We start from the raw sequence: 20,921 nt of genomic DNA on the forward strand, positions 1-20,921 counted from the left end.
GGTTTTTTTGGTGTAAAGTTAAATGCCTTCACTCCGGCAAAATAACATAAAAAAACAAAATCTCCTATATGATAAGTTTCAACACACTACCGTACAGACGGGTCGCCGTACCTGTCCCTTCAGCCCTATTTGAAATCCTCTACCAACTGCTGAATCCAGTATAGGGTTTGGGGAAGGTTTGTGAATGAATCGTATGAGATGTTTCGTCGTCTGCTTTCATGAGCATAGTTTGCTAGTTCTTCACGCGTGAAACGTTTTCCGTTGATGATGGAAAACTCCACTAATCTCTTTCTTTTATAGTTAATTTCTTCTTCAGCTGTAAACCTGGATTTACCTAATTGAGAACGGATTTGATCTCCTCTGTCAGCTAAGCTTAGAAAACTAGTTTGATTTAGAGCAAATAACCCTTTTGGTTGAGAATTAGACCATTTTTGATTTTTATAGGCCCGTGTAAAGTAACTCGGAACATCATCCCAATTATTATAACGGATTATATGAACGTTTGATAAATGAGCAATAGGATTCGTTGCCGATGAAAACTTGGTGTTTTTTAACCACGAAATTTTCATTCTGAGATTGGCTGGTAGGTAGAGTAAAACTTCTCCCTCGAATGATGAAACTTCTCTCATAATGTTTTCAAGGATAAACGATTCTTCGATTTTAGGTACACTCCTTTTAAAATATTTGAGAGTATCAAATAGTCCCGCAGCCTTATCATAGAGTATCCATTGGGTAATTCCTGCTATCTTAATTGAAATCTGATTATCCTGTTGTTTGGTCATAAACAAGACGTTTCTCCCAAAAACTCTTTCTTCCATTATACCTATTTCCAATATACTTTCCTCAACTGGGGTTACAAATGATTGCGTAATCCCTTGCTTGCTCAGACAATCAAGAAATGCATGGCGATACCTCTGGAGTTTATTATTCGGGTTATCTAAATTTCGGTCCGGATGATAGGTTTTAGATGGATCCCCGAAACGATAGTTTATAAATTGCACATGATGTCCATGCCTTCCAAACGCTTGCCTTATTGCTTGATAGGGATCCAGTTTGCCTGGTTTAGTAAGTTTTTGATAGTCGGGTAAAAAGAATAAGTTAATACAGGAATCCTGTTGAAGATCGTTTGCAACCTCCTCGTACACATCCTGTACCTTTTTTTCAAAGTCCTCTGCATATAGCTGATGCGCATTCTTTATACTTTTATATTTTATAAATACCGGCAATATTTTATTTTGAAACTGAATATTTGTTTCCTCAGCATTTCGAAACGGAAACTTCTCCACACCTGCAGGAAGATTATTATCATATATCTCATGGAACAAGATTTTCTTAATATCCTCATAATGACTAGGATCAGCAGAAAAGATATTAATCGTAAGAAGATTGATATTATTAGGTATTGTCATTTGAGAAAAGGGAATCTTTTTAGATGTTTCTTTCTCTTTCACTTTAAATTTTTTTGATGAGACGTCCATAATCCCTGGAATTACTTCAAGTCCTTTCAATACCCTCGAAAGTTCATAATAGAAGTTTCGATCTTCTTCCAAAGCTATCCCATTACCAGTCAATTGAAATGAACGATAACCCTCCCACCAAGAAGCATTAGCATATGAATACGGGACCCCGATAAATAGCTTGTCTTTCACATTGCCATTTTCAACATAATGCCTCGTGTTATTCAGGATATCTATTATTGTTATATGGTGGTTTTTCAGCACATCCTCATGTATAGTTGGCATTTCATAGAAGAATTGGTTGTCCTCAGATTGCTTCGCTTTTAGGGTGGTGTGTATAAGAACGTTTTCTTTAGTTTCATCTTTAAAAAGTGAGCCGATATATACAGATGCTTGTTCTTTTAAGTTCTTATATTTAGTTGGTTCAGGTGATACTATCCATTGACGTACACTTGTCTTAAGATTAATATACCACCCTTCCTGACCAACAAATTCTACAAAGCCTAAAGTGAAGACTAATGAACTGTATCCTCCCGCCACCTCAACGATATTAGAAATTGCTTCATGTTTACTATTTGTAACGGAATGCGAAAATTGTAGAGTTCCGTTGAATTGCTCCTCTTTCTGCTCCCTTTCACCGGTTGAGTAATCATAGTAATATAGCTCAAGTGCCAGAGTAATTGGCTTTTTACATAATTGGTGTGTAAAATAGCCCGAAATAATTTGGAAAGAACCCATATCGGATGTAACAATTTCATACAGGGACTTTTTCTCCATCTTAGGGTCAAGTAGAAAAGAATGCAGTACAGAATTATCTATTCCCCATTGATAGCGTCTATTTGAATCTTTCAACAAGATCATTAAATCCATGGCAACAGAATCCATTACATTTACAGAATAATATTCCTTTGCAATGTATAAAAAGGGCTTTTCGCCTACATACGAGGAGGAAGTTAAAGAATAATGAAAAATGTATGGGTGCTTTTCCAACATTAATTTCATAATTCCCATGAGCTGCCACTTTTTCTTGTAAAATACATCCCTAGTCAACTCAGTCCACTTATCTGGCATGTATAAAGCAATAACCTCACATTGTTTTAAATGATCCGGTGATATTTTATAGGTCATAGGTTGCAAATATTTCTTTTTTCCTATACTTATTAGTTCCTCTTCAAACGTTTCAATGGGTGTAATCAAGATGTAACTTCCTCCTTTGTTTCTTTAATTGCAATACCTTGTAGAGCGTCCTTTAACGGCGCAAATAATATGTCCGATAGGAAGTCACCTTCCTTACATAAGAGATGTTCCATCATTGCCAGCAAGCTGTCTTGATGATTCTTTTCCTGAGGGTATACCGGCAGGCCCGTTACTGATTTTTCAGCCGTTTCAGGTGCAAAAGCCGAATCAACTAAGTGTACGGTTAAATCGGTTCCTCCCCTTAAGCCTCTTCCAATCGTTTGATAGAGGAGAACCAGCATGTTCATTGTGATCACGCGCTTATTTTCTTCGGATAAGCTTTTCCAGAATGCTCTTTTATTTGTCAAGTGCGTATATAGTCTCCATACTTTTCTCTCCACTGCATACCAATACCGGAATAATGGTTCGGTCAATTCCACCTGGTGATCTGCCTTTTCTAGAAATCCATCAAGGGACGAATGCAACTGATGTATAATTTCTTCCAAGTTGTCAGGACTCGGATATGGTCGAATCAAGAAATACATTGTTCCTATTAATGATTTATGGCTTGTCTCGCTTTGCAATATATTTAAGCCTCGTCCCACTGAACTTGCTACGAAAACTAGTATGTCAACTTCTTGGCTGTGTAGTCTCTCTATCTCATTTTTTTGAACATGGATGTTGTGATTATATTTAATTTCTAATCCATGTGAAAATTTATTAGGAGCATATTGAACTCGTATTTGATAGTTTGTTTCTTCTTGGAGAATGCGGCCAAGGATATCGGCAGTTTCAAAAGAGAAAACTGGCATGGCTATAATTCGCCTCTTTCCATTTTGTGGTTCGCCTTCCTCACCATATTCATCTTGCATTCTCTTAAGATCGCTTTCAAACTTCCCGCTCTTCACAAAGTGTTTCACTATATACCTTAATGCCGTTTTCTTCTTAGTTATGGAATCTAGTCCTGAAACCTTCAAAGCTTTCCCATTGTCATCTTTAATTGGTGCATAATGCAGGTTTATCTTTTGCTCCACCTGCGCCCTATTGGATAACAACCAATGCGGTTTTACTTTAGTATGATAAGAACTGGATCCAGGTGCGTAGCTTGTAGCTGATAAAAATAGAGTTGTGGGTATTGGCACATTATCCACATGTTGAAAGATAAATGGTAGATTCGCCAATAACTCTCTTCCCACTCCAAAGTAATAATTCATGATTAGCCGGTGACTTTGATTATCCTCCCCAGTATTAAGGCGATAGGACACCAAACCATTTATCAAGGGAGAAGGAGCATAGGTTTCGGTTTCTGTAGAAATCATATTTTGAAAAGTCGCTAACGCCGGGTGATTTTCTTTTTCTAGAAAGTAAAGAAAAGATTTGTAGTTGTCAATTAAAAAGCGGGTATGATAATCAAAAAGGAAAAACGATAACACCAAATCCAAGCGGTCCCTGATTTCTTCACTATATCCTCCTGAATGGTAAGCTCTGTTTTTAAACGTGACAGCCTTTGCTGACTTCAACCCATTTAAGAAACCCTTCATAAGTTTACCTCGGGAAACTACTAATTCCTCATCCTCATCTCTTTCCCTTGGTAGATAGTAATCTCTCAAATCTGCATATAGCAGCCTGAGGTCTCTGTTACTGATATCACTTTTTGATAATAAATACTCTGAGAAATAACTTTTTAGGTCTGAAGGGTTTTCACATTCTATCATGTCTCCAATAAAATCATAGATGAGTTGTTCTCTAGTAAAGGTTTTATTCTTCAGTATATCTTTATTCACCGGCCTATTAAATACATTTGAATACAGGTATCTTCCCATTCGGTGTGAGGTGGAGATAGAAATAGAGTATTGGTCCAGGAAACCCTTGAAGCTAGATTTATTGAAAAACGAAATGGAATCATACATATAATCAAGAAAGCTTGCTTGATCATCCTTTTGATCTGTTACAACATTTAATGACTGTACGCATGCGTTATCGAATCTCATCTGTGCGGCATCATATTCATCCACGATAATTAAGTCAGAGCGCATCCAGCCGAGTGTCAGGAAATTGCGTTCCAATACATCCGCATAGTAAGGAACGCTTGTTTTTAAAAAAGCCTCGTAATTCCCAATCCAAACATCCGCTTCCGTAAGCAACCTGTATTTTTCATATTCGCCGTTCTCAGAGTAATCTGGCGCGACCATCTTGATTTCTTTGCCTTCCACCTGTACCTTTATAAGCTGGTTTTTTAACTTGTTTTGATAGCCAAAGGTCTTTTTCAAGTATTCTCTCGTATAGTTCATATCTGAAAGAATCTTTAGTTCTTCCTGGTTATCATTTAAGAAGAGAACAAGGTTTTGGTACTGATGTGCATACGCATCTTGAAAGTTTTGTTTGTGCCTAGTTTTATCATTATCCCCCATAAATACAGCGGATTTAATGCCCAGCTCCTTCAATTCTTTCATTAACTGAAAACACTTTATTACATCGTTTTCTAGAAACAAGATTTTTTTGCCATGCAAAGTAAGGTTTTTTGCAAGAAGTTTTGTTAGGATGGACTTTCCCGCTCCAAGGCGGCCGATAATATGGTTTACCGAATCAAGGAAAAACTTAGTAGAGGAAACATTTCTATTTTTGTAATCAATCTCTTGAATGTTCATTTCCTCCAGGAGACGGAGCCACTTGTCGTCACCAGTATCTTTTACCAGTTGCTTTGCTGTCGCTTCTAAATCCAGAATCTGATTAAGTTGGTGCACATCTTTCTTTTGAGCGACTATTTCTTGGATATGATCGGTGAGTATAAAATGGTGTATGTCTTTATATAAGTGATCCGAGTAGACTTCGTTGGCTTGAAGTGAATTAATGCCGTTTCCCTTAGTACTTCGTATTTTTTTTGAGCTTATATCTTCCTTAAATGTGACTAACCTGGCTTGATGTTCGTCTGTAAAAAAAGGATAAGCTTTTAGCAAAAGCTGAACATTTCTATCATCATCTAATACTTCTTGGAATAATTCTCTGATTCTTAATACATCGCGAACGCACCGGTTATTTTCCCTGACCCAATCAACGTCTTCAGCATCGGTGTACCAGTCGAACATCCGAAATTCTGGACCTAAGCTTTTATATTCGCTCCATAGTCTTGTGATGTTGGTCCTGCTATAAAGTGGTTTCAAGAGAAACATAGCTCGCTTCAGATAGAACTGATTAAGAGACCGACCTCGAAAGTATTCGCTCCGGTTTTGACTAATAAGATGCAGGTTTTTAAAAGGGTATTGGCCGTTATTATGAAGGTCAGCGAATATTATCTGCCCACAGAACAAAAACAGTTCTAGATAGACCATTTCCCTTGTAGCACTCTCCTCTGCCTCTTTCAATAATGCAGAGAGTTCTTGCTTTTGGGGTGATGCTTCTAGATAATAATCAGGCAAGCTAATAGCAACATTTGGTTCCAATCGGATTTCAGAAGACATTAAATGCTGGAAATCTCTTCTCTTCATTTATTTACCTCCTCAGGAAAACAGCCTTAAATGAATATCCTCTACCAGCTGCTTTTCATTAAGAAACTGAATTTCTTTCCCGCCTGTCTGTCTAATTTTTGAGATATTTACCTGCCCTCTTAACACTTCCATATAATCAGAGTAAATTTTCCGATAATCTGGGATATAAATATAATCAATTGCTAAGAAGCTGTAGGGTTCTGTATTCATCTTATGGGCGAGTTCTTCAGGTTTTCGATAATCTTTCACATCTATATACAAGGTGGAACCCTCGTATTTGACACTAATATCCCCGTCTCTTTCTAATTTCGGGAATAACTCGACTTTTGCTCCCATCGGTTCAAACTTGTCTTTCAATACATTGTAGATTCGATATTCCTCCAACCCTGGAATCACGTTGTAAAATACGCAACCTGGTTTAGGGATGTAAGCTGATTCTCCTTCACCTATGGTGTATGTTCGTTTTTCAAGCTTGTTTTTCCTCTTATTTACAAAGCAAACATGCGTGTTGTTGCAGTTGTGTTCATCTCTCATAGGCAGGTGACAATGGTTACATATAATAAATTCCTTTGTACCATTAATCTTGTCGTATAAATTTCTGATGAATCTCTCATCTTCATTAGTTAATGAGTATCGAGTATCCAAGTCTAAAATCCATCGTTCAAATTCATTTTCTCTTTGTATGTTTACTTGGGGTTCGTTGGTGCAAGTTCCATTGGTGTAAAATCCTTTGTTATAGACTCTTACACGAACTGCCGTGTATAATTTCTGGTACTTCTCTCGGTACCCGGCATTCCTACAATGATTTAAAAAGGTTCTCATATTCGCTTGCTGATTTTGAAGTGGATCAATTTTATTTTCTTTATAGTCGTGATAAAACTCCATGGCTACCTCCCTTAAGCGGTCGCCAGCAAACAAAGTAGTGTTAGCTAACTCCCATAATGAGGTATTTTCAAATTGCTCATGGGATACTAATTCTCCCAAAGGAACTGTTCTTAAATTATTGAAGAAGTCAATGAAGTTGTATGGCATAGAGGCAGGGTTTAGAAGTAATAACTGTTTATATGTATCTTCCATTTTCATTAGCGAATCAATAGATTCGCTAAATGATAAATATTCTCTTATTAAAGTAAATATTAAGTCTTCCGTTGTTGGTTTAATTTTCATTTAGACCGCCCTTTTCAGGAAAATTAGTTATTTAAAACACACTACCGAATCCTCATCTGGAATTTTCACTGACTTTCTATTTTTCCAAACCCTAACGACCTATCCATTATTATACAATTATCAAACTAGAATTTACACCAAATAATGGACATATTTTAAGCAAACCCGTGTTCAGGCAGAAATAAATTTAGTTATCTGTATAATTCGACTTTACTCTGTCTCAGTTTCACAAAAGTTAATCAAAAAACAAAAAAATAAACAGGTCCGGCAACGGACCTGCTTTCAAACTATGTTGCTAAAAGAGAAGCCTCTTACTCTAAAACCCTTTCCCCCTCTAAAGCAAAGCCGTGGTCATCTTACCTGTCCCCTCAACCCACTAAAAATCATACCCATCAATATTATCCTTCGTAAATATCACTCGCTCTGGCAACAAGATAATCCCACTATCCTCCGCTGTATACTCATATCCCTGTATCGTATTCGGTTCGATCTTCACCTTCCCGATCTCCGGTACCTCAAACTCATCCCCTACTTTAAGTTCTTTTCCTTCTACTGTCATAAGGTAGGCGACGTAAGCTGCTAGGGCGCCTTGTTGTTTGACGTCCCATAGGCCGAATTGTTCGACGGTTCCGCGTTTGACGTAGTCTCTCATTACGTTTGGTGTGGAGAATCCGGTGATGACTACATCGCCGTCTTTACCTAGGTTTTCTGCTGCTTGGGCCATGGCTGGCAAGGCTGTTGCGTCTGGGCAGATCACCGCATCGATATCCTCATAAGTCTGCAAAATACTTTCCCCGACGGACAAGGATTTTTGCGCGTCGTTTTCGCCGTATTGGGTGGTGACGATTTCCCAGCCAGGGTAGTCAGCGGCGATGATTTCTTTTGCTTTGGTTACCCATTGGTTTTGGTCGGTTACGGTTGGGCTGGAGTAGAAGAAGGCTACTTTTCCGGTGTCGCCGATCTGATCGGATGTCATTTTGATCAGTAGCTCTGCCAGTTGTTCTGGTGTTCCTTGGTTAATATAGAAGGAACGGTCTTCCGGATTGACATCAGAGTCCCATGTGATGATTTTGACGCCTTTGTCTTTTGCCCGCTTCAACGCTTGGCTCAGACCGTCCACAGATACGGAGGAAATCATCAATGCGTCATAGCCTTGGTTGACGAAGTTGTTGATGTATTGCACTTGGCCGGCTACGGTCGCTTCAGTCGGGCCGTCGTATTTCAACTCCACTTCAAGCGAGTCGGCCATCTCCTTTGCCCCTTGACCGCCAGATGTGAAGAAGCCGACACCCGTCAATTTTGGAATAAAGGCGAGCTTCACGTCTTCCTTGCTCTTTTCCCCGTCGGCCCCGCTGCTGCATGCCGCTAGGAACGTTCCCAGCACCAATACTAAAATCAATAAACCTGCCATTTTGAATCTTGTCATCTCTTATATCCCCCTTTTTAATAGGCTTCTAAAATTAAGACTCGTGATAGAGTTCCAGTTCGCATATTTCATTACCACGGCGAGGATCAAAATACTGCCGATGACCACGCTGATATGCGGACTTGATAAGCCGCTCATCTGCAGGCCATATTGCATCAGTCCGATAAAGATACAAGCGATTGCGGTTCCAAGGACACTGCCTTTACCCCCGAAGATACTGGTCCCGCCGAGTACGACGGCTGTGATGACAGGCAAAACTGCCTCTGCTCCAAGGTCCGATCTTGCAGAGCTGAAGTAAGAGGTGAGGACGATTCCGCCCATGCCACCACCAAATCCTGATAGCATATAGGTGCTCAGGACGGTCCCTTTCGTTTGGATGCCGCTGTAAGAAGCAGCTTTTATATTGATCCCCACCAGGAACACGTTTCGACCATAACGCGTGTAATGGAGCAGGATGCCAAAGAATAGTACGCTGAGCAAAATAAACCAAATTGGATTAGGCACACCCAGGAAGGTTCCGTTAGCCAGCTCCACAAAAGAAGCCGGGAACCCGCTGATTCCTTCATATCCGGATGCACTCGATCCGCCGGAGATGACGAGGGCGACTCCGGAAAATAAGAACATCGTTCCAAGTGTGACAACCAGTGGCTGTACATTGGTGCTTGCCACAAGGGCTCCGTTTACTCCACCTGCCAAGACTGCCACCAAAAGCGCGACCACCAAAGCAAGCCAAATGGACATGCCGCTCAACCAAAGCACTCCCAGTACGATGGAGGTCAATCCCATAATGGAGCCGACGGAAACGTCAATTCCACCAGTGATGATGACAAAGGTAAGCGGAATCGCGGCCAGGGCAATAAACGCAAAGTCATTCATGCTGTAGAGGAGGTTATCTATTCTCAAAAAGCTTGGGGAGAGGATGCCAAAAATCATGCATTCTAGCAAGATCAGGAGCACTAACACCCCTTCCCATTTATAGAAGATTTTTAATTTGCTCTTCATCTGCTCCCCCTCCTTTCAGCGCGGCATCCATTTCTGCATGTTTTCTTTCTCGCTTTCTAGCACTCTGTTTTTTTACAAAAGATTGAAACTTGGAATCTCCCACGACAATGATGAGGAGAAGCAAGCCGAAGATTGCATTGTTAAAGTAAGCCGGCATCTTCAAAAAGATCAGGGAGTTAGTGATGGTCGTCAGAAAAATGGCCCCGAGCCCTGCTCCTATGACGGTTCCAAGTCCGCCTGTCAAGCTGACACCGCCCAGTACCGCAGCAGCGATCACCTGCAGCTCCATGCCGGTGCCTGTTTGATTTGGGACAAAGCCAATGTTCATGACAAATACAAGGCCTGCCATGGAGGCGGACACTCCTGAGAGAACGAACGCAAGCACGGTCACTTTCTTGACCGGTAATCCAACTAAACGGGCCCCTTCCGGATTATCCCCGACAGCGTAAAAGTAGCGGCCAAACCGTGTTCTTGTCAGCCACCAATGCGCCAGAACCACCAGGATCAGCGCGATCCACACCGGGACATTCAATCCTAGATAGGTGGCATTGGCAAGCTTTTTGTAAAAGTTAGGGATATTTTCGATCCACATTCCTTCCGTATAAAGCAGCATGAGTCCGCGGATGATTCCGAGCATGCCAAGGGTCATGATAATGGAAGGAACTTTTAGATAAGAAACGCCAACTCCATTCAGAAGACCGACAAAAGCACCGACGAGCAAGACAGCTGGAATGACGATCCACAAATTGACACCGGTGGTCAACAGTACTCCACACACCGCAGCGGACAGGCCCATGATGGAACCTACCGAGACGTCAATATTGGACGTGAGCAGGACAAAAGACTGCCCGATGGCCATCACGAGCAGGATGACACTTGCCTTGATCAATAACGAAAACGTGTTACCGGAAAAGAATCCCGGGTTGATGCTCGTGACGAATAATAGATAGGCGACAAAGAGCAATACAATGGAAAGCTCTCGGGCTTTTAAGAACCGAATCACCTGTGCACTCATCGGTGGTTCACCTCGCAACCGATGCCGAATGCGTAAGAAGCGATGGTATCTGGCGTCATGTCCTCTTTGCGTTCAAGCGCCTTTACGATTCTGCCTTCATACAGCACCACCACCCTGTCGCTGAGCTTTACGACTTCCTCGATATCGGAGGATATGAGGAGGACGGCCAGGCCATTTTGCTTCAGCTTTTGAATGATCTGGTAGATGTCCCTCCTGGCATTGGCATCGATTCCCCTTGTTGGTTCATCGAGAATGATGACCTTTGGGGAGGTGGCCAGGCTTTTGGACAGGACGACTTTTTGTTGATTGCCTCCGGACAGGTCTTTGACTTCCTGTTTGGTGGAGGTGGTTTTGATTTGCAATTGAGAGACATAGTCTGCCGCAAGTGCGTCTTCTTTTGTAAAAGGTAAAAAGAATTTCGTAAGGCGGTGAAGGATGGTGGAGGATATATTGTTCTGAATAGAAGAGAGTGAAAAGATGCCATGTTTATGCCGGTCTTCCGGAACATAGATGAGTCCCTTATCGATGCGTTGCCTTACGGAAAGAGATTGAATTTCGTCCCCTTCTAAATGGATGTTGCCGCAAGAGGTTGGCGCGAGTCCGGAGATGGCTTCTGCGAGCTCTGTCCTCCCTGCCCCCACCACTCCTGCAATGCCAAGGATTTCTCCCGGACGTAGGGAAATCGAGATATCTTTGAATTTAAGCGAAGAAAGATTCTCGACCTCTAAAATGGGCCTTTTCTTTTCCTGTTTCGCTACCTCTTGCGTTTCATCTGCTATCTTCGTTTGTTTATTTTCCGGCATCAGACATGCCAAAAGCCTTTCGTACGTAAATTCAGCTGTTGGTCCTTTGGCGGATATGATTCCGTCCCGCAGTACGGACACTTTGTCGGCAAGCTCGAAGATTTCCGAGAATCTGTGGGTGATATAGATGACGCCGATTCCGGCTTTGGTCAGCTGCCTGATGGTTTGAAACAGACTGTCGATCTCCCCGAATGTGAGGGTGGATGTTGGTTCATCAAGGATCAGGATGTCTGCTTCCCGTGTTAATCCGCGAAGTATTTCTATTAATTGCTGTTCTGCAATGGAAAGGGTCATGGCGCTTTCTTCTAGCTGCAAGTTCCAGCCCAGTCTTTTGATTAGCTTTTCCACCTTTGTCTTTAGGTCTGATGGTTTTCCCGGCAATCCGATCAGGATGTTTTCTTCTACCGACATATTCGGGAAGATCAGCGGTTCCTGAGGCACCAGATAGATGCCGTGATGATGTGCTTCATGTGTGGAGGAAAAGCGCACTTGCTTTCCTTTTACCGCCATTTTTCCACTGTCTGGTGGATACAGCCCCGTGATGATCTTCATCAGCGTCGATTTTCCTGCCCCATTTCCTCCCACGATGGCGTGCACTTCGTGTGGCAGCACTTCGATAGAGACCCCTTTTAGAACGTGGTTTCCTGTGAACTGCTTATACATGTTTTCTATTTGAAGGAGAGGATTGTGCGTTATGTCCATTTTTATCTGTCACCACCTTGCCTTTATTTAAGCGCTTACAACTAAACATATGATTGTGTGTTGGATTAATGTTCAAAAATGATTCATGCCTGTTATTTATTTACACAGCAAGGAAACCGAATATGCCAACTGGGAATTAATTTTTTCTTTTCGTTCTTTTCTTAAAAGTGCGGGGATATATTTTGGATAAAGCGCGAACATTTATCTCGCTTGCGCACATTTGTTGAGGAGTGTACAGCAGATGACACATGACAGTTATACAGAGAACCTTCTAATAAAAGTAGCCTGGTATTACTACAAAGACAATTTGACTCAGAATGAAATTGCTTCTCTATTGGGGATCTCCCGTACGAAAGTGGTCCGGCTGTTGGAGCGTGCCAGGGTCGAGGGGATTGTTCAGTTCCAGATCAAAGGAATGGAAACGAACGGCTTGACGATGGAGAAGGAATTTATCAAAGCTTTTTCCCTTCCACACGTGTTCATCATCCCTACTCCACCGAATGAGAAAGACTTAAATGATAGCTTGTCGCGCGCAGCTGCCCAGTATTTGAATCATAAACTGCAGCCGGAGGATCTAATTGGCCTTGGCTGGGGCCGGGCTGTCTCACGTACGGTCGACTATTTGTCCATGGAGCCCAGCTGCCATGTGTCGGTGGTCACGTTGACAGGCGGAGTGAACTATTATTTGCATAATCGCAATTTCCAGGACCGGGGAATGGAAAAGTTCCAGCATATCCATGTGATTCCTGCTCCTTTTCTAGCCTCAACAGAGGAAATGGCGGAAAGCTTTTTATCAGAGCCTTCTATAGAAGAGATATTGGCGTTAGGTCGCTTATCCAAGTACATCCTCGTTGGGATCGGGGGGATTTGTCCGGATGCCACCATCATTCAGGAGGAAAAAATGACATTGAATGAGCTGACATTCATTAAGCGGCAGCAGGCAGTTGGCGATATTCTTGGTCAGTTCTTTGATCGGGATGGAAAAGTGATTGATCTTCCCCATCATAAGCGATTGATCGGCCAGCCTATCTCTACCTTGGCATCAATGAAAAATGTCATTGCTGTCGCAGGCGGTGAAAAGAAAGTGGAAGCCATACTCGGTGCCTTAAAAGGCGGGTATGTCCACACGTTGATTACCGATGAAACTACCGCGCTTTCTCTACTTCAGATGGAGGTGAAAAGATAGATGGAACATTTGTTAGCACTTGATGCGGGCACTGGAAGCATTCGTGCTGTCCTGTTTGATTTGGATGGCAGGCAGGTTGGGGTGAGTCAGGAGGAATGGACGCATCTGGCAGATCCGAACTATCCGGGTTCGATGGATTTTGACTATGAGGAGAACTGGGGCAAGGTAGTCCATTGTATAAAAGATGTCATCCATAAAACTGGGGTCTCCCCTACTTCAATCAAGGCGTTGAGTGCCACGAGCATGCGCGAAGGGTTGGTCCTTTATGATGAGAACGGCCAGGAGATCTGGGCCTGTGCGAATGTGGATGCCCGTGCAGGAGAAGAAGTTTGCCAGCTTAAAAAGATGAATCCGGAGCTAGAAAAAGAGATTTATAATGTTTCAGGCCAGACGTATGCGCTTGGGGCCATCCCCCGCCTTCTTTGGTTGAAAAAGCATGAGCCGGAAATCTATGAAGCTACGGAATGCATGACGATGATTAATGACTGGATTCTTTATAAACTATCAGAGGTTTTACAGGTGGACCCTTCCAATGGTTGCACGACCGGGTTGTTTGATTTGGAACAGCGAACATGGGAAGCGGGCATTGCTGATAAGTGCGGGGTCAAGGCGGATATTTTCCCTGTGGTGAATGAAGCTGGGAAAGTGATTGGCAAAGTGACGGAAGCAGCTGCCTCCCTAACCGGACTCGCCGCTGGAACACTAGTGGTGTCAGGTGGCGGGGATGCGCAGATGGCGTCTGTTGGGGTTGGTGCCATTGAAGCGGAGCAGACAGTGGTTTCCGGGGGATCTTTCTGGCAGCAGGAGGTCAATGTCGGGAAACCGCTTGTTGATAATGCGGGTCGTATTCGAGTCAATTGCCATGCGGTCGAGGGCTTATGGCAACTTGAGGCGATTGCCTTTTTTCCGGGGCTTGTGATGCGGTGGTTCCGGGATGCGTTTTGTGAGGTGGAGAAAGCGGAAGCTGCAGCATCAGGCCGGGATGCGTATGAAATTTTAGAAGAAAAGGCAAAGAGTGTTCCTGTTGGAGCCAATGGCATCCTCCCTATTTTTTCGGACACGATGAATTACAGTGCATGGCGGCATGCGGCACCTTCGTTCGTTAATCTTAGTCTGGATCCTGAAAAGTCTGGGAAGGCGGCGTTGTTTAAGTCTCTTCAGGAGAATGCGGCCTTGATCACGTATGGAAACCTTAAGTTAGTGGAAGAAGCTACCGGATTTTTCCCGGAGGAAGTGATCTTTGTCGGGGGTGCTTCCAAGGGTAAGCTATGGAGCCAGACGCTTGCTGATGTGCTTGGTGTAAGGGTGAAGGTTCCGGTCGTGAAGGAAGCGGCGGCACTAGGGACGGCGCTGTATGCCGGAGTTGGTGCGGGGTTGTATGGTTCGATAAAAGAAGCCGTGGATTCTGTGGTGCAGTGGGAAACTACGTTTACGCCAAATATGGAGAACCATCAGCAGTATCTAGGAATCTATGAGACTTGGAGAAAGGTCTATGCGGAGCAGTTGAAGCTTGCCGATCTTGGTGTGACTACTCATATGTGGAAGGCTCCGGGTTATTAATCTACTTGGAAAGGAGGTGAAGGAATGAAGAAAGTCAATGAGAGTGATTTTGAGTACCGCTTTGGGGACAATGGCCCGAAGTATTTAACAAAGGGGCCGAATGTGGATGTGGGGGTCGTGGTGTTGAAGCCGGGCCAGGACTTTCCGAACCACTATCATACAGAGTGCGAGGAAATTTTCTATATCTTAGAGGGTGAAATAGATTTCTATATTAACGGGGATAGGGTCGAAGCAAAGCCTGGGGACATGATCCAGTGCCGACCGGGTGATTCCCATTACTTAATCAACCAATCGGATGCCAACTTTAAAGCTGTCTTCATTAAGTCACCGCATATCGGCAAAAATGATTCGGTGGTTATTAATAAGCCGGTTATTGCGGAAACATAATCGTTTGATAAAAAAGGAGTGGGTTCATGTGACATGGGGATTTAAAAATCGATTGAATAAAATACTGCCTAACGGGCGGGCTGTGATGCTTGCGATTGATCACGGGTATTTTCTTGGGCCAATATCGGGGTTGGAGAAGCCGGGGGAAACGGTGAAAGAGTTACTTCCTTACACAGATTCCTTGTATTTAACGCGGGGGACGCTTGCTTCCTGCATACCTGAGGATACGGAAAAACCGATGGTGCTGAGGGTTTCGGGTGGACCGACTGTGTTGAATGACTTATCCAACGAGACAATTGTGACGTCGATGAAAGAGGCTGTCCGCCATAATGTGGTGGGTGTCGGGGTTTCGGTATTTGTGGGATCGAAGCATGAAACACAGACGATAACTAATCTAGCCCATGTGGTGAGTGAAGCACATGATTATGGTTTACCCGTTCTAGGGATTACGGCTGTTGGAAAAGAATTAGAAAAACGCGATACGAGATTTCTGGCGCTTGCGTCCAGGGTGACGGCGGAAATGGGTGCGGACATCGTGAAAACCTATTATTGCGAGAACTTTGAACAGGTGACAAGTAAGTGTCCGGTGCCAATTGTGATAGCCGGCGGGCCGAAGTTCGATACGATAAAAGAAGCGTTGGAGATTACGTATAATGCGATGAATCAAGGTGCTGCAGGGGTGGATATGGGACGGAATATTTGGCAGTCGGCTCAACCGACGGCGATGATCCGTGCGATCCATGCGATTGTGAAGGAAGGGTTTACGGTGAAAGAGGCTGTGGAGTTGTATGAGAATTGTGCGGAGGTAAGGGCTTAGTGGGTTGAAGGAACAGGCACGCAGACCCGGCGTGCCTGTCCACCAAAACTATCTCACCATACTATGCAAAAATAGTCGATGTAACTCGATTACTTTTTGACTTTGATTTGATAACACAGAAAATAATATTAAACAAACATTTGTTTAAAAAGCGTTATTTATATATAACTTATAAGAGAGCAATCGGAAACCTAAATTCCGGTTGCTTTTTTGTTTTTACCAATCACCCTCGTGGATGAGTGGCCTTCTTCATAAGATTAGTTTTAACACACTAACGTATAGACGGGTCTCCGTGCCTGTCCCCTCAACTCTCCATTCTCCTTCAGTGTGAAACCTATCTCCAAGTAAATCGTCTAACCATATGACAAGGGGTGATTAATTTTGAGAGATTTTAAGTTTTTAGCAATGTTGATAGTGTTAGTTTCAATAATAATGGCAGGTTGTTCCGGCGAGGTAAGGGGTGTAAAAGATGTTGGGCAAACCATAGAAGTCCAAAAGCGTGTTGGGGATGAGGATTCGAATAATTATGAGGTTTTGAAAGTAGTTTCTGACATGGAGCAAGTAAACAAAGTGGAAAAATTATTGGATGATGCGGCATGGGAAAATGCAGAAGTTTCCATGGTTCGCCGTGCTGATTACCGGTTTTCTTTTCCGAACCCAGAGGCCAAGGTAGTATTATATGAGCTTTGGGTAGGCCCCCAAAAAAATATAGTAGAACTTGTTATTAACGGTGAAGGTAGATATGTAAAGTTAGGAATAAATGAGTCAGCGGAACTTTTTGAAATACTGACCGGGGAGAGTTTGGCGGATTTTTAGAAAGCTGTATTGAGTAATCAGCAAGCTATATAAAGCAGATGGTTAGGAAGACCAAACTACATATTCTAAAAAAAAGTTAAGGAGGGATCATTTCCCTCCTTAACTCACTTTAATACTGTAAAGTCAAGACGGGTCGTCTAACCTGTCCCCTCAGCTCATTGTATCTTCTATTTTACTAATCAATCTTCAGATGGTAATGTTGGATCATTACGGGAATCTGGGGTTACTATGTCTTGGGAAGCTAGCATTTCGGTACTTGTGATGGTTGCAGAAGAAATTCCCAGGGAGAGGCAGATTACTGTTATTGCAGAACAAGTATAGATCAATTTTCTCATTTTGATTCCTCCTAAATAATATCTACTTCTAGTATAATTATAGTATATTTCTAGAAAGTACGATTTTGATGTATAGGTCCATTATCGGATAAATTATGGTATTTTACTTCAACTTGTAATAAATTGTGTATAATTTATGATATTTGTCTTATTTTTAGGAGGGGGCAAAATGATGGACAGTAAACTATTTGGAGAAGAAATTAAGAGGTTGAGAAAACAACAGCTATTATCTCAAAAAGAGTTATCCGAAGGAATTTGCTGCCAGACAACTATAAGTAGTATCGAGAAAGGACGTGCGCTACCTAGTATTGATATTTTGTACTTTATTGCATTACGGTTGAATGTTACTATTGACTATTTTTTTCAAAATAATTATCAAAATAATCAAACTTATATATCAGATACCATTATTAGCATCGAAGAGTATGTAAAAACGAAGAAGTACCATGAGGTTTATGAAATAACCAAGCTTGAGAGGAAGTTAAGTAAATCAAGAGATCTTGGCAGGATGTTCAATCAATTTATAGATTGGCATTTCTTTAGGTCATCTCAATTAATTGGGTTAATTTCTTGGGAAGAATGCGTGGAACATTTGGAGCTTTTACTTTTGAGTAAAGAGAGAAATAAAGTACATTTTCAAAATTTACGAATTAAAAATGTCATTGCCAATGTTTATGCTGAAAATGGAGATTATAAGGAAGCTTTAAAACACTATACTGATATATTGAATGCGGATATAAGACTGGAAGCATATCGACGCTTTAAACTGAAAGTATACTTTAACCTTTCTAAGTTGTATTTTTATGAAAAGTTGTACGAGCAATCAATTGAAACTGCAGAAAAAGGGATAAAGCTATCCAAGGAACTTGAGGATATATCTATGTTAGGAAACTTATATATTCAGGCTTCTCAAAGCTTGCTTAAACTAAAAATTGTTGATACTAATAACATAAAACATTATTTAGCTAATGCAAAGTTTGTATTTCAAATGACGAACAATCAAAAGAATCTAGAATTTATTGATGAGCTTGAAAAGCAAGTCGCAGAATTGAATTTTTCTCAAGTATAGAAAGAAAAGCTTCAAAACCGCAAGAGGGTTCAGAAGCTTGTGGCTTATATGTTTCTTATTAAGAGGCAGATAGTTCTTTGTTTGCCTTTTCTTTTTTTACCAGGGAGGCACTTTGCCATTTTCCTATTAGGTAATAGGACATAGAATTTATAAATGTCATTATATTGATCAGGGACAGGGCAATAATGACACCTGAAACCTTATCCGCAAATAGATTAGGGATAATTAGTAAGCTACCAAGGACAATTACATACATATTGGTTATGGTAAGGTACATACCGCCTTTATAGTCCCCAGATCCAGCCACAACAAAAATAAAGATGAAAGAAATCGTATTTAAGGCCCATGGAATACTATAAAGCAAGTAGAATTCTTTAAACCTTGCAATCATGTCTGCGTCAGAGGAAAGAGCTGGTGCAAGTATATCACTAGATAGTAGGATAACACTGACAACAAAAACACCATAACCGCCTAAAACAATCATCACTTTCTTGACTGTTTCTTTAATGGATTTTATATCGCCTTTCCCCATAAAGCCAGAGACAATGGGTATCAAACTTGCAGCAAAGTTTTGGGCGAATACGCCAAATACCATAAATGCGTACATCCCAACGGCATAGACATTAAATGCTTCATCCGGATAATAAGAAAGAATGATAATATACAAAAACATCGACAAGTTAAAGGTGATGCCATTGAAGATCTGGGAACCAACAAACTTTTTGTTCTCTTTAATGATTTGAAAGGTTGGTTTGAATGACATCATAACTTTGGACAGGCCTATTTTCAGATAATCGTCATTGAAAATTTTAAACAGCAGATATAGTGTGCTTATCACATTCGCCAAGACGGTTCCCACCGCTGCTCCGCTCATCATGGACAAATTGTAATAATTAAATAGCATCATGGCTAATGGAGTAATCAGTAAGTTTATTAGAATTGCAAAAAGTAAGCTCATATAAATTATTTTCAGCTTTTGAAAATATCTTGGTAGGAGCAAAAGAAAGTTGTTAAGAGAAAAGAATAGATACCCCGCAAAATATATTAATAGATAATCATTCAGGTATCCATTTACAGAGTCGTTCACTCCAAAGATATATTTGATAAATGGCAGAACGCAAAATCCTAGTAACATTACGACGACACCTGTGTAAATAGAAAAGGAAAAGGCGTTTTTAATTCCTTCTTTTGCTTGGTCTGTTTTACCAGCACTATAGTTTTGACTAATAAAAATTAATAAAGCTGAAATGACTGCGATGAGTACCATTTCAATAAAAGTGATGATGGATGTGGATAGGCGCAGTGCCGATAATGCGTCGGTATCACCAATAAATACTCTGATCCAAAGAAGATCTATTAGGATTAATAGTAAATCTGCTATTCCAATTAATGTTACAGGGAGAGAAAATTTTAATAATGTTCTCCATTTTGTATCCATTGTTTTTCCCCCAAGTTCCTATTTTGCCCCTATAATGACACTGTACATGATGGTTTTTTGACTTCCATTGATTCCTAGTAGATTCTCGAAAGTTCCCACACTAAAGCTTTTAACCGGCCTGCAATAGTTTTCTTCAGATGCATACATCATGCAGTAAAACTGTGCGAGAAAACCGATGGCCAAGATGTATGGGGTGACCTTTCCTTCTTCATTAAAAACAAGGTTGTCAATGGTGAATACATACATTCCTGATACACCTTTAAAATTAATATAGGGATAAATACTGTTTAACTTTTTATAGTCCACCTTTGTTTGGCTTTCAGGTATGTTGAACATCCCATTTCCGTCATTGTGTAATCTAATTAGTTGAATGGCATTTTCTTTTAGTGGGTGTACAAATAATCTGTTCAATTGATTATAGAGTCGTTGAAAATCTGAACTATCATCAAGTAGCGGTATGAGATTAAATGCTGTTATTGGGTGTAAATATGGTCCGCTGTTCCTAATGGAGCTTAAATGATAAAACCCCTCCAATTTAGCATGCTGATAATCTTGATGTGGGATGTTTGCCTTTTTTAACAAGAGGTACCCTTCTTTTTCAAGAACTGTATAATGATCACCACAGGTTGTTGCAACATGATTGATGTTAAATATTAAATGGCCAGCTTCTAGTAGGAGTAAGCTTTTTTTGATGGACTTATAGTACTTAGGATATATTTTTCCATATTCAAGAAGAATGTCTCCTTCATCCGCCTCTCTTGCAGCATTCTCATAGAGTTCAAATTTTTTCGTTTGTTCGTTTTTAGTTATAAACGAGCCAGTTCTCGTTGTAACGAATAAACGAATTGGGTACAAGCTTCTTGGGGATGGGTAACCTTTGTGGACCTTGAAATACGTGTTTTTCTCTACTCTGTTGTAATCGTTGAGTCCTGTCATGATTTCTTGAAGTTGATTATCACAGACAGCGTTGTCGTCCAAAAGGACATAGTCATCTATCTTATGCTCTAGTATCTGTTCTTCATTATTAAAAAGTGAATTGTAAGCCAGTTCTTGAAGAAAGTCATTTTTAGAATAATTCAT

General features: G+C 41.3%; 15 protein-coding genes and 1 pseudogene. 6 read left to right on the plus strand and 10 right to left on the minus strand.

From position 1 onward, the window contains the following. Window positions 1-125: 125 nt before the first annotated feature. The 7 genes and pseudogenes from LG307_RS20410 to LG307_RS20440 form a co-directional block, all read right to left on the minus strand. Window positions 126-2,654: an RNaseH domain-containing protein gene (locus LG307_RS20410; protein ID WP_404445914.1), complete on the minus strand. Its 2,529-nt coding sequence runs from the start codon at window positions 2,652-2,654 to the stop codon at window positions 126-128. Next, window positions 2,651-6,118, minus strand: coding sequence for a hypothetical protein (locus LG307_RS20415; protein WP_404445917.1), 3,468 nt, complete (start codon window positions 6,116-6,118; stop codon window positions 2,651-2,653). Before LG307_RS20415 ends, LG307_RS20410 begins: the two co-directional genes overlap by 4 nt. A gap of 12 nt (window positions 6,119-6,130) precedes the next feature. Then, window positions 6,131-7,285 carry a hypothetical protein gene (locus LG307_RS20420; protein ID WP_404445920.1) on the minus strand — a complete coding sequence of 385 codons (1,155 nt, stop codon included), beginning with the start codon at window positions 7,283-7,285 and terminating at the stop codon, window positions 6,131-6,133. 376 nt (window positions 7,286-7,661) lie between these two features. After that, complete coding sequence (gene lsrB, locus LG307_RS20425; protein WP_404450516.1) at window positions 7,662-8,696, minus strand: autoinducer 2 ABC transporter substrate-binding protein LsrB; 1,035 nt, start codon at window positions 8,694-8,696, stop codon at window positions 7,662-7,664. Between the two features lie 18 nt (window positions 8,697-8,714). After that, window positions 8,715-9,713: an ABC transporter permease gene (locus LG307_RS20430; protein WP_404445922.1), complete on the minus strand. Its 999-nt coding sequence runs from the start codon at window positions 9,711-9,713 to the stop codon at window positions 8,715-8,717. Between the two features lie 49 nt (window positions 9,714-9,762). Then, window positions 9,763-10,716: pseudogene (locus LG307_RS20435) on the minus strand (ABC transporter permease); the annotation flags it as partial. An 8-nt stretch (window positions 10,717-10,724) separates the two neighbouring features. Continuing rightward, window positions 10,725-12,233: a sugar ABC transporter ATP-binding protein gene (locus LG307_RS20440; protein WP_404445924.1), complete on the minus strand. Its 1,509-nt coding sequence runs from the start codon at window positions 12,231-12,233 to the stop codon at window positions 10,725-10,727. Between the two features lie 241 nt (window positions 12,234-12,474). Between LG307_RS20440 and LG307_RS20445 the strand changes: the two genes are divergently transcribed. From LG307_RS20445 to LG307_RS20465, 5 genes are all read left to right on the plus strand, one after another. Beyond that, a complete protein-coding gene (locus LG307_RS20445; RefSeq protein ID WP_404445926.1) occupies window positions 12,475-13,419 on the plus strand; it encodes a sugar-binding transcriptional regulator in 945 nt (314 codons plus the stop codon). Beyond that, a complete protein-coding gene (gene lsrK, locus LG307_RS20450) occupies window positions 13,420-14,979 on the plus strand; it encodes an autoinducer-2 kinase (RefSeq protein WP_404445928.1) in 1,560 nt (519 codons plus the stop codon). Between the two features lie 24 nt (window positions 14,980-15,003). Continuing rightward, window positions 15,004-15,366, plus strand: coding sequence for a cupin domain-containing protein (locus LG307_RS20455; protein ID WP_404445931.1), 363 nt, complete (start codon window positions 15,004-15,006; stop codon window positions 15,364-15,366). Beyond that, on the plus strand, window positions 15,323-16,183 hold the full coding sequence (lsrF, locus tag LG307_RS20460) for a 3-hydroxy-5-phosphonooxypentane-2,4-dione thiolase (RefSeq protein ID WP_404445934.1): 861 nt from the start codon (window positions 15,323-15,325) through the stop codon (window positions 16,181-16,183). Before LG307_RS20455 ends, lsrF begins: the two co-directional genes overlap by 44 nt. Before the next feature lie 381 nt (window positions 16,184-16,564). Next, window positions 16,565-16,999, plus strand: coding sequence for a hypothetical protein (locus LG307_RS20465; protein ID WP_404445936.1), 435 nt, complete (start codon window positions 16,565-16,567; stop codon window positions 16,997-16,999). Between the two features lie 179 nt (window positions 17,000-17,178). On the opposite strand, the gene LG307_RS20470 is transcribed toward LG307_RS20465, so the two are convergent. Further along, the gene (locus tag LG307_RS20470) at window positions 17,179-17,334 is read right to left on the minus strand and encodes a hypothetical protein (protein ID WP_404445937.1); all 156 of its coding nucleotides are present in this window, start codon (window positions 17,332-17,334) and stop codon (window positions 17,179-17,181) included. A 169-nt stretch (window positions 17,335-17,503) separates the two neighbouring features. Between LG307_RS20470 and LG307_RS20475 the strand changes: the two genes are divergently transcribed. Continuing rightward, window positions 17,504-18,403: a helix-turn-helix domain-containing protein gene (locus LG307_RS20475; protein ID WP_404445940.1), complete on the plus strand. Its 900-nt coding sequence runs from the start codon at window positions 17,504-17,506 to the stop codon at window positions 18,401-18,403. A 58-nt stretch (window positions 18,404-18,461) separates the two neighbouring features. Here LG307_RS20475 and LG307_RS20480 read toward each other — a convergent pair whose 3' ends face one another. Both LG307_RS20480 and LG307_RS20485 read right to left on the minus strand, forming a co-directional pair. Next, entirely contained in the window at window positions 18,462-19,841 is a 1,380-nt protein-coding gene (locus LG307_RS20480; RefSeq protein ID WP_404445943.1) for an MATE family efflux transporter, read from the minus strand. 18 nt (window positions 19,842-19,859) lie between these two features. Then, a complete protein-coding gene (locus tag LG307_RS20485) occupies window positions 19,860-20,921 on the minus strand; it encodes a hypothetical protein (RefSeq protein WP_404445945.1) in 1,062 nt (353 codons plus the stop codon).

The sequence above is a fragment of the Sutcliffiella horikoshii genome, from assembly GCF_044809035.1.
Classification (GTDB): Bacteria; Bacillota; Bacilli; order Bacillales; family Bacillaceae_I; genus Sutcliffiella_A; species Sutcliffiella_A horikoshii_G.

What these genes read in the sequence shown, in the direction of transcription:
- LG307_RS20415 (WP_404445917.1), bottom strand. Translation starts at nt 6,118, where the DNA reads ATGAAGAGAAGAGATTTCCAGCATTTAATGTCTTCTGAAATCCGATTG.
- LG307_RS20420 (WP_404445920.1), bottom strand. Translation starts at nt 7,285, where the DNA reads ATGAAAATTAAACCAACAACGGAAGACTTAATATTTACTTTAATAAGA.
- lsrB (WP_404450516.1), bottom strand. Translation starts at nt 8,696, where the DNA reads ATGGCAGGTTTATTGATTTTAGTATTGGTGCTGGGAACGTTCCTAGCG.
- LG307_RS20430 (WP_404445922.1), bottom strand. Translation starts at nt 9,713, where the DNA reads ATGAAGAGCAAATTAAAAATCTTCTATAAATGGGAAGGGGTGTTAGTG.
- LG307_RS20440 (WP_404445924.1), bottom strand. Translation starts at nt 12,233, where the DNA reads ATGGACATAACGCACAATCCTCTCCTTCAAATAGAAAACATGTATAAG.
- LG307_RS20445 (WP_404445926.1), top strand. Translation starts at nt 12,475, where the DNA reads ATGACACATGACAGTTATACAGAGAACCTTCTAATAAAAGTAGCCTGG.
- lsrK (WP_404445928.1), top strand. Translation starts at nt 13,420, where the DNA reads ATGGAACATTTGTTAGCACTTGATGCGGGCACTGGAAGCATTCGTGCT.
- LG307_RS20455 (WP_404445931.1), top strand. Translation starts at nt 15,004, where the DNA reads ATGAAGAAAGTCAATGAGAGTGATTTTGAGTACCGCTTTGGGGACAAT.
- lsrF (WP_404445934.1), top strand. Translation starts at nt 15,323, where the DNA reads ATGATTCGGTGGTTATTAATAAGCCGGTTATTGCGGAAACATAATCGT.
- LG307_RS20470 (WP_404445937.1), bottom strand. Translation starts at nt 17,334, where the DNA reads ATGAGAAAATTGATCTATACTTGTTCTGCAATAACAGTAATCTGCCTC.
- LG307_RS20475 (WP_404445940.1), top strand. Translation starts at nt 17,504, where the DNA reads ATGATGGACAGTAAACTATTTGGAGAAGAAATTAAGAGGTTGAGAAAA.
- LG307_RS20480 (WP_404445943.1), bottom strand. Translation starts at nt 19,841, where the DNA reads ATGGATACAAAATGGAGAACATTATTAAAATTTTCTCTCCCTGTAACA.
- LG307_RS20485 (WP_404445945.1), bottom strand. Translation starts at nt 20,921, where the DNA reads ATGAATTATTCTAAAAATGACTTTCTTCAAGAACTGGCTTACAATTCA.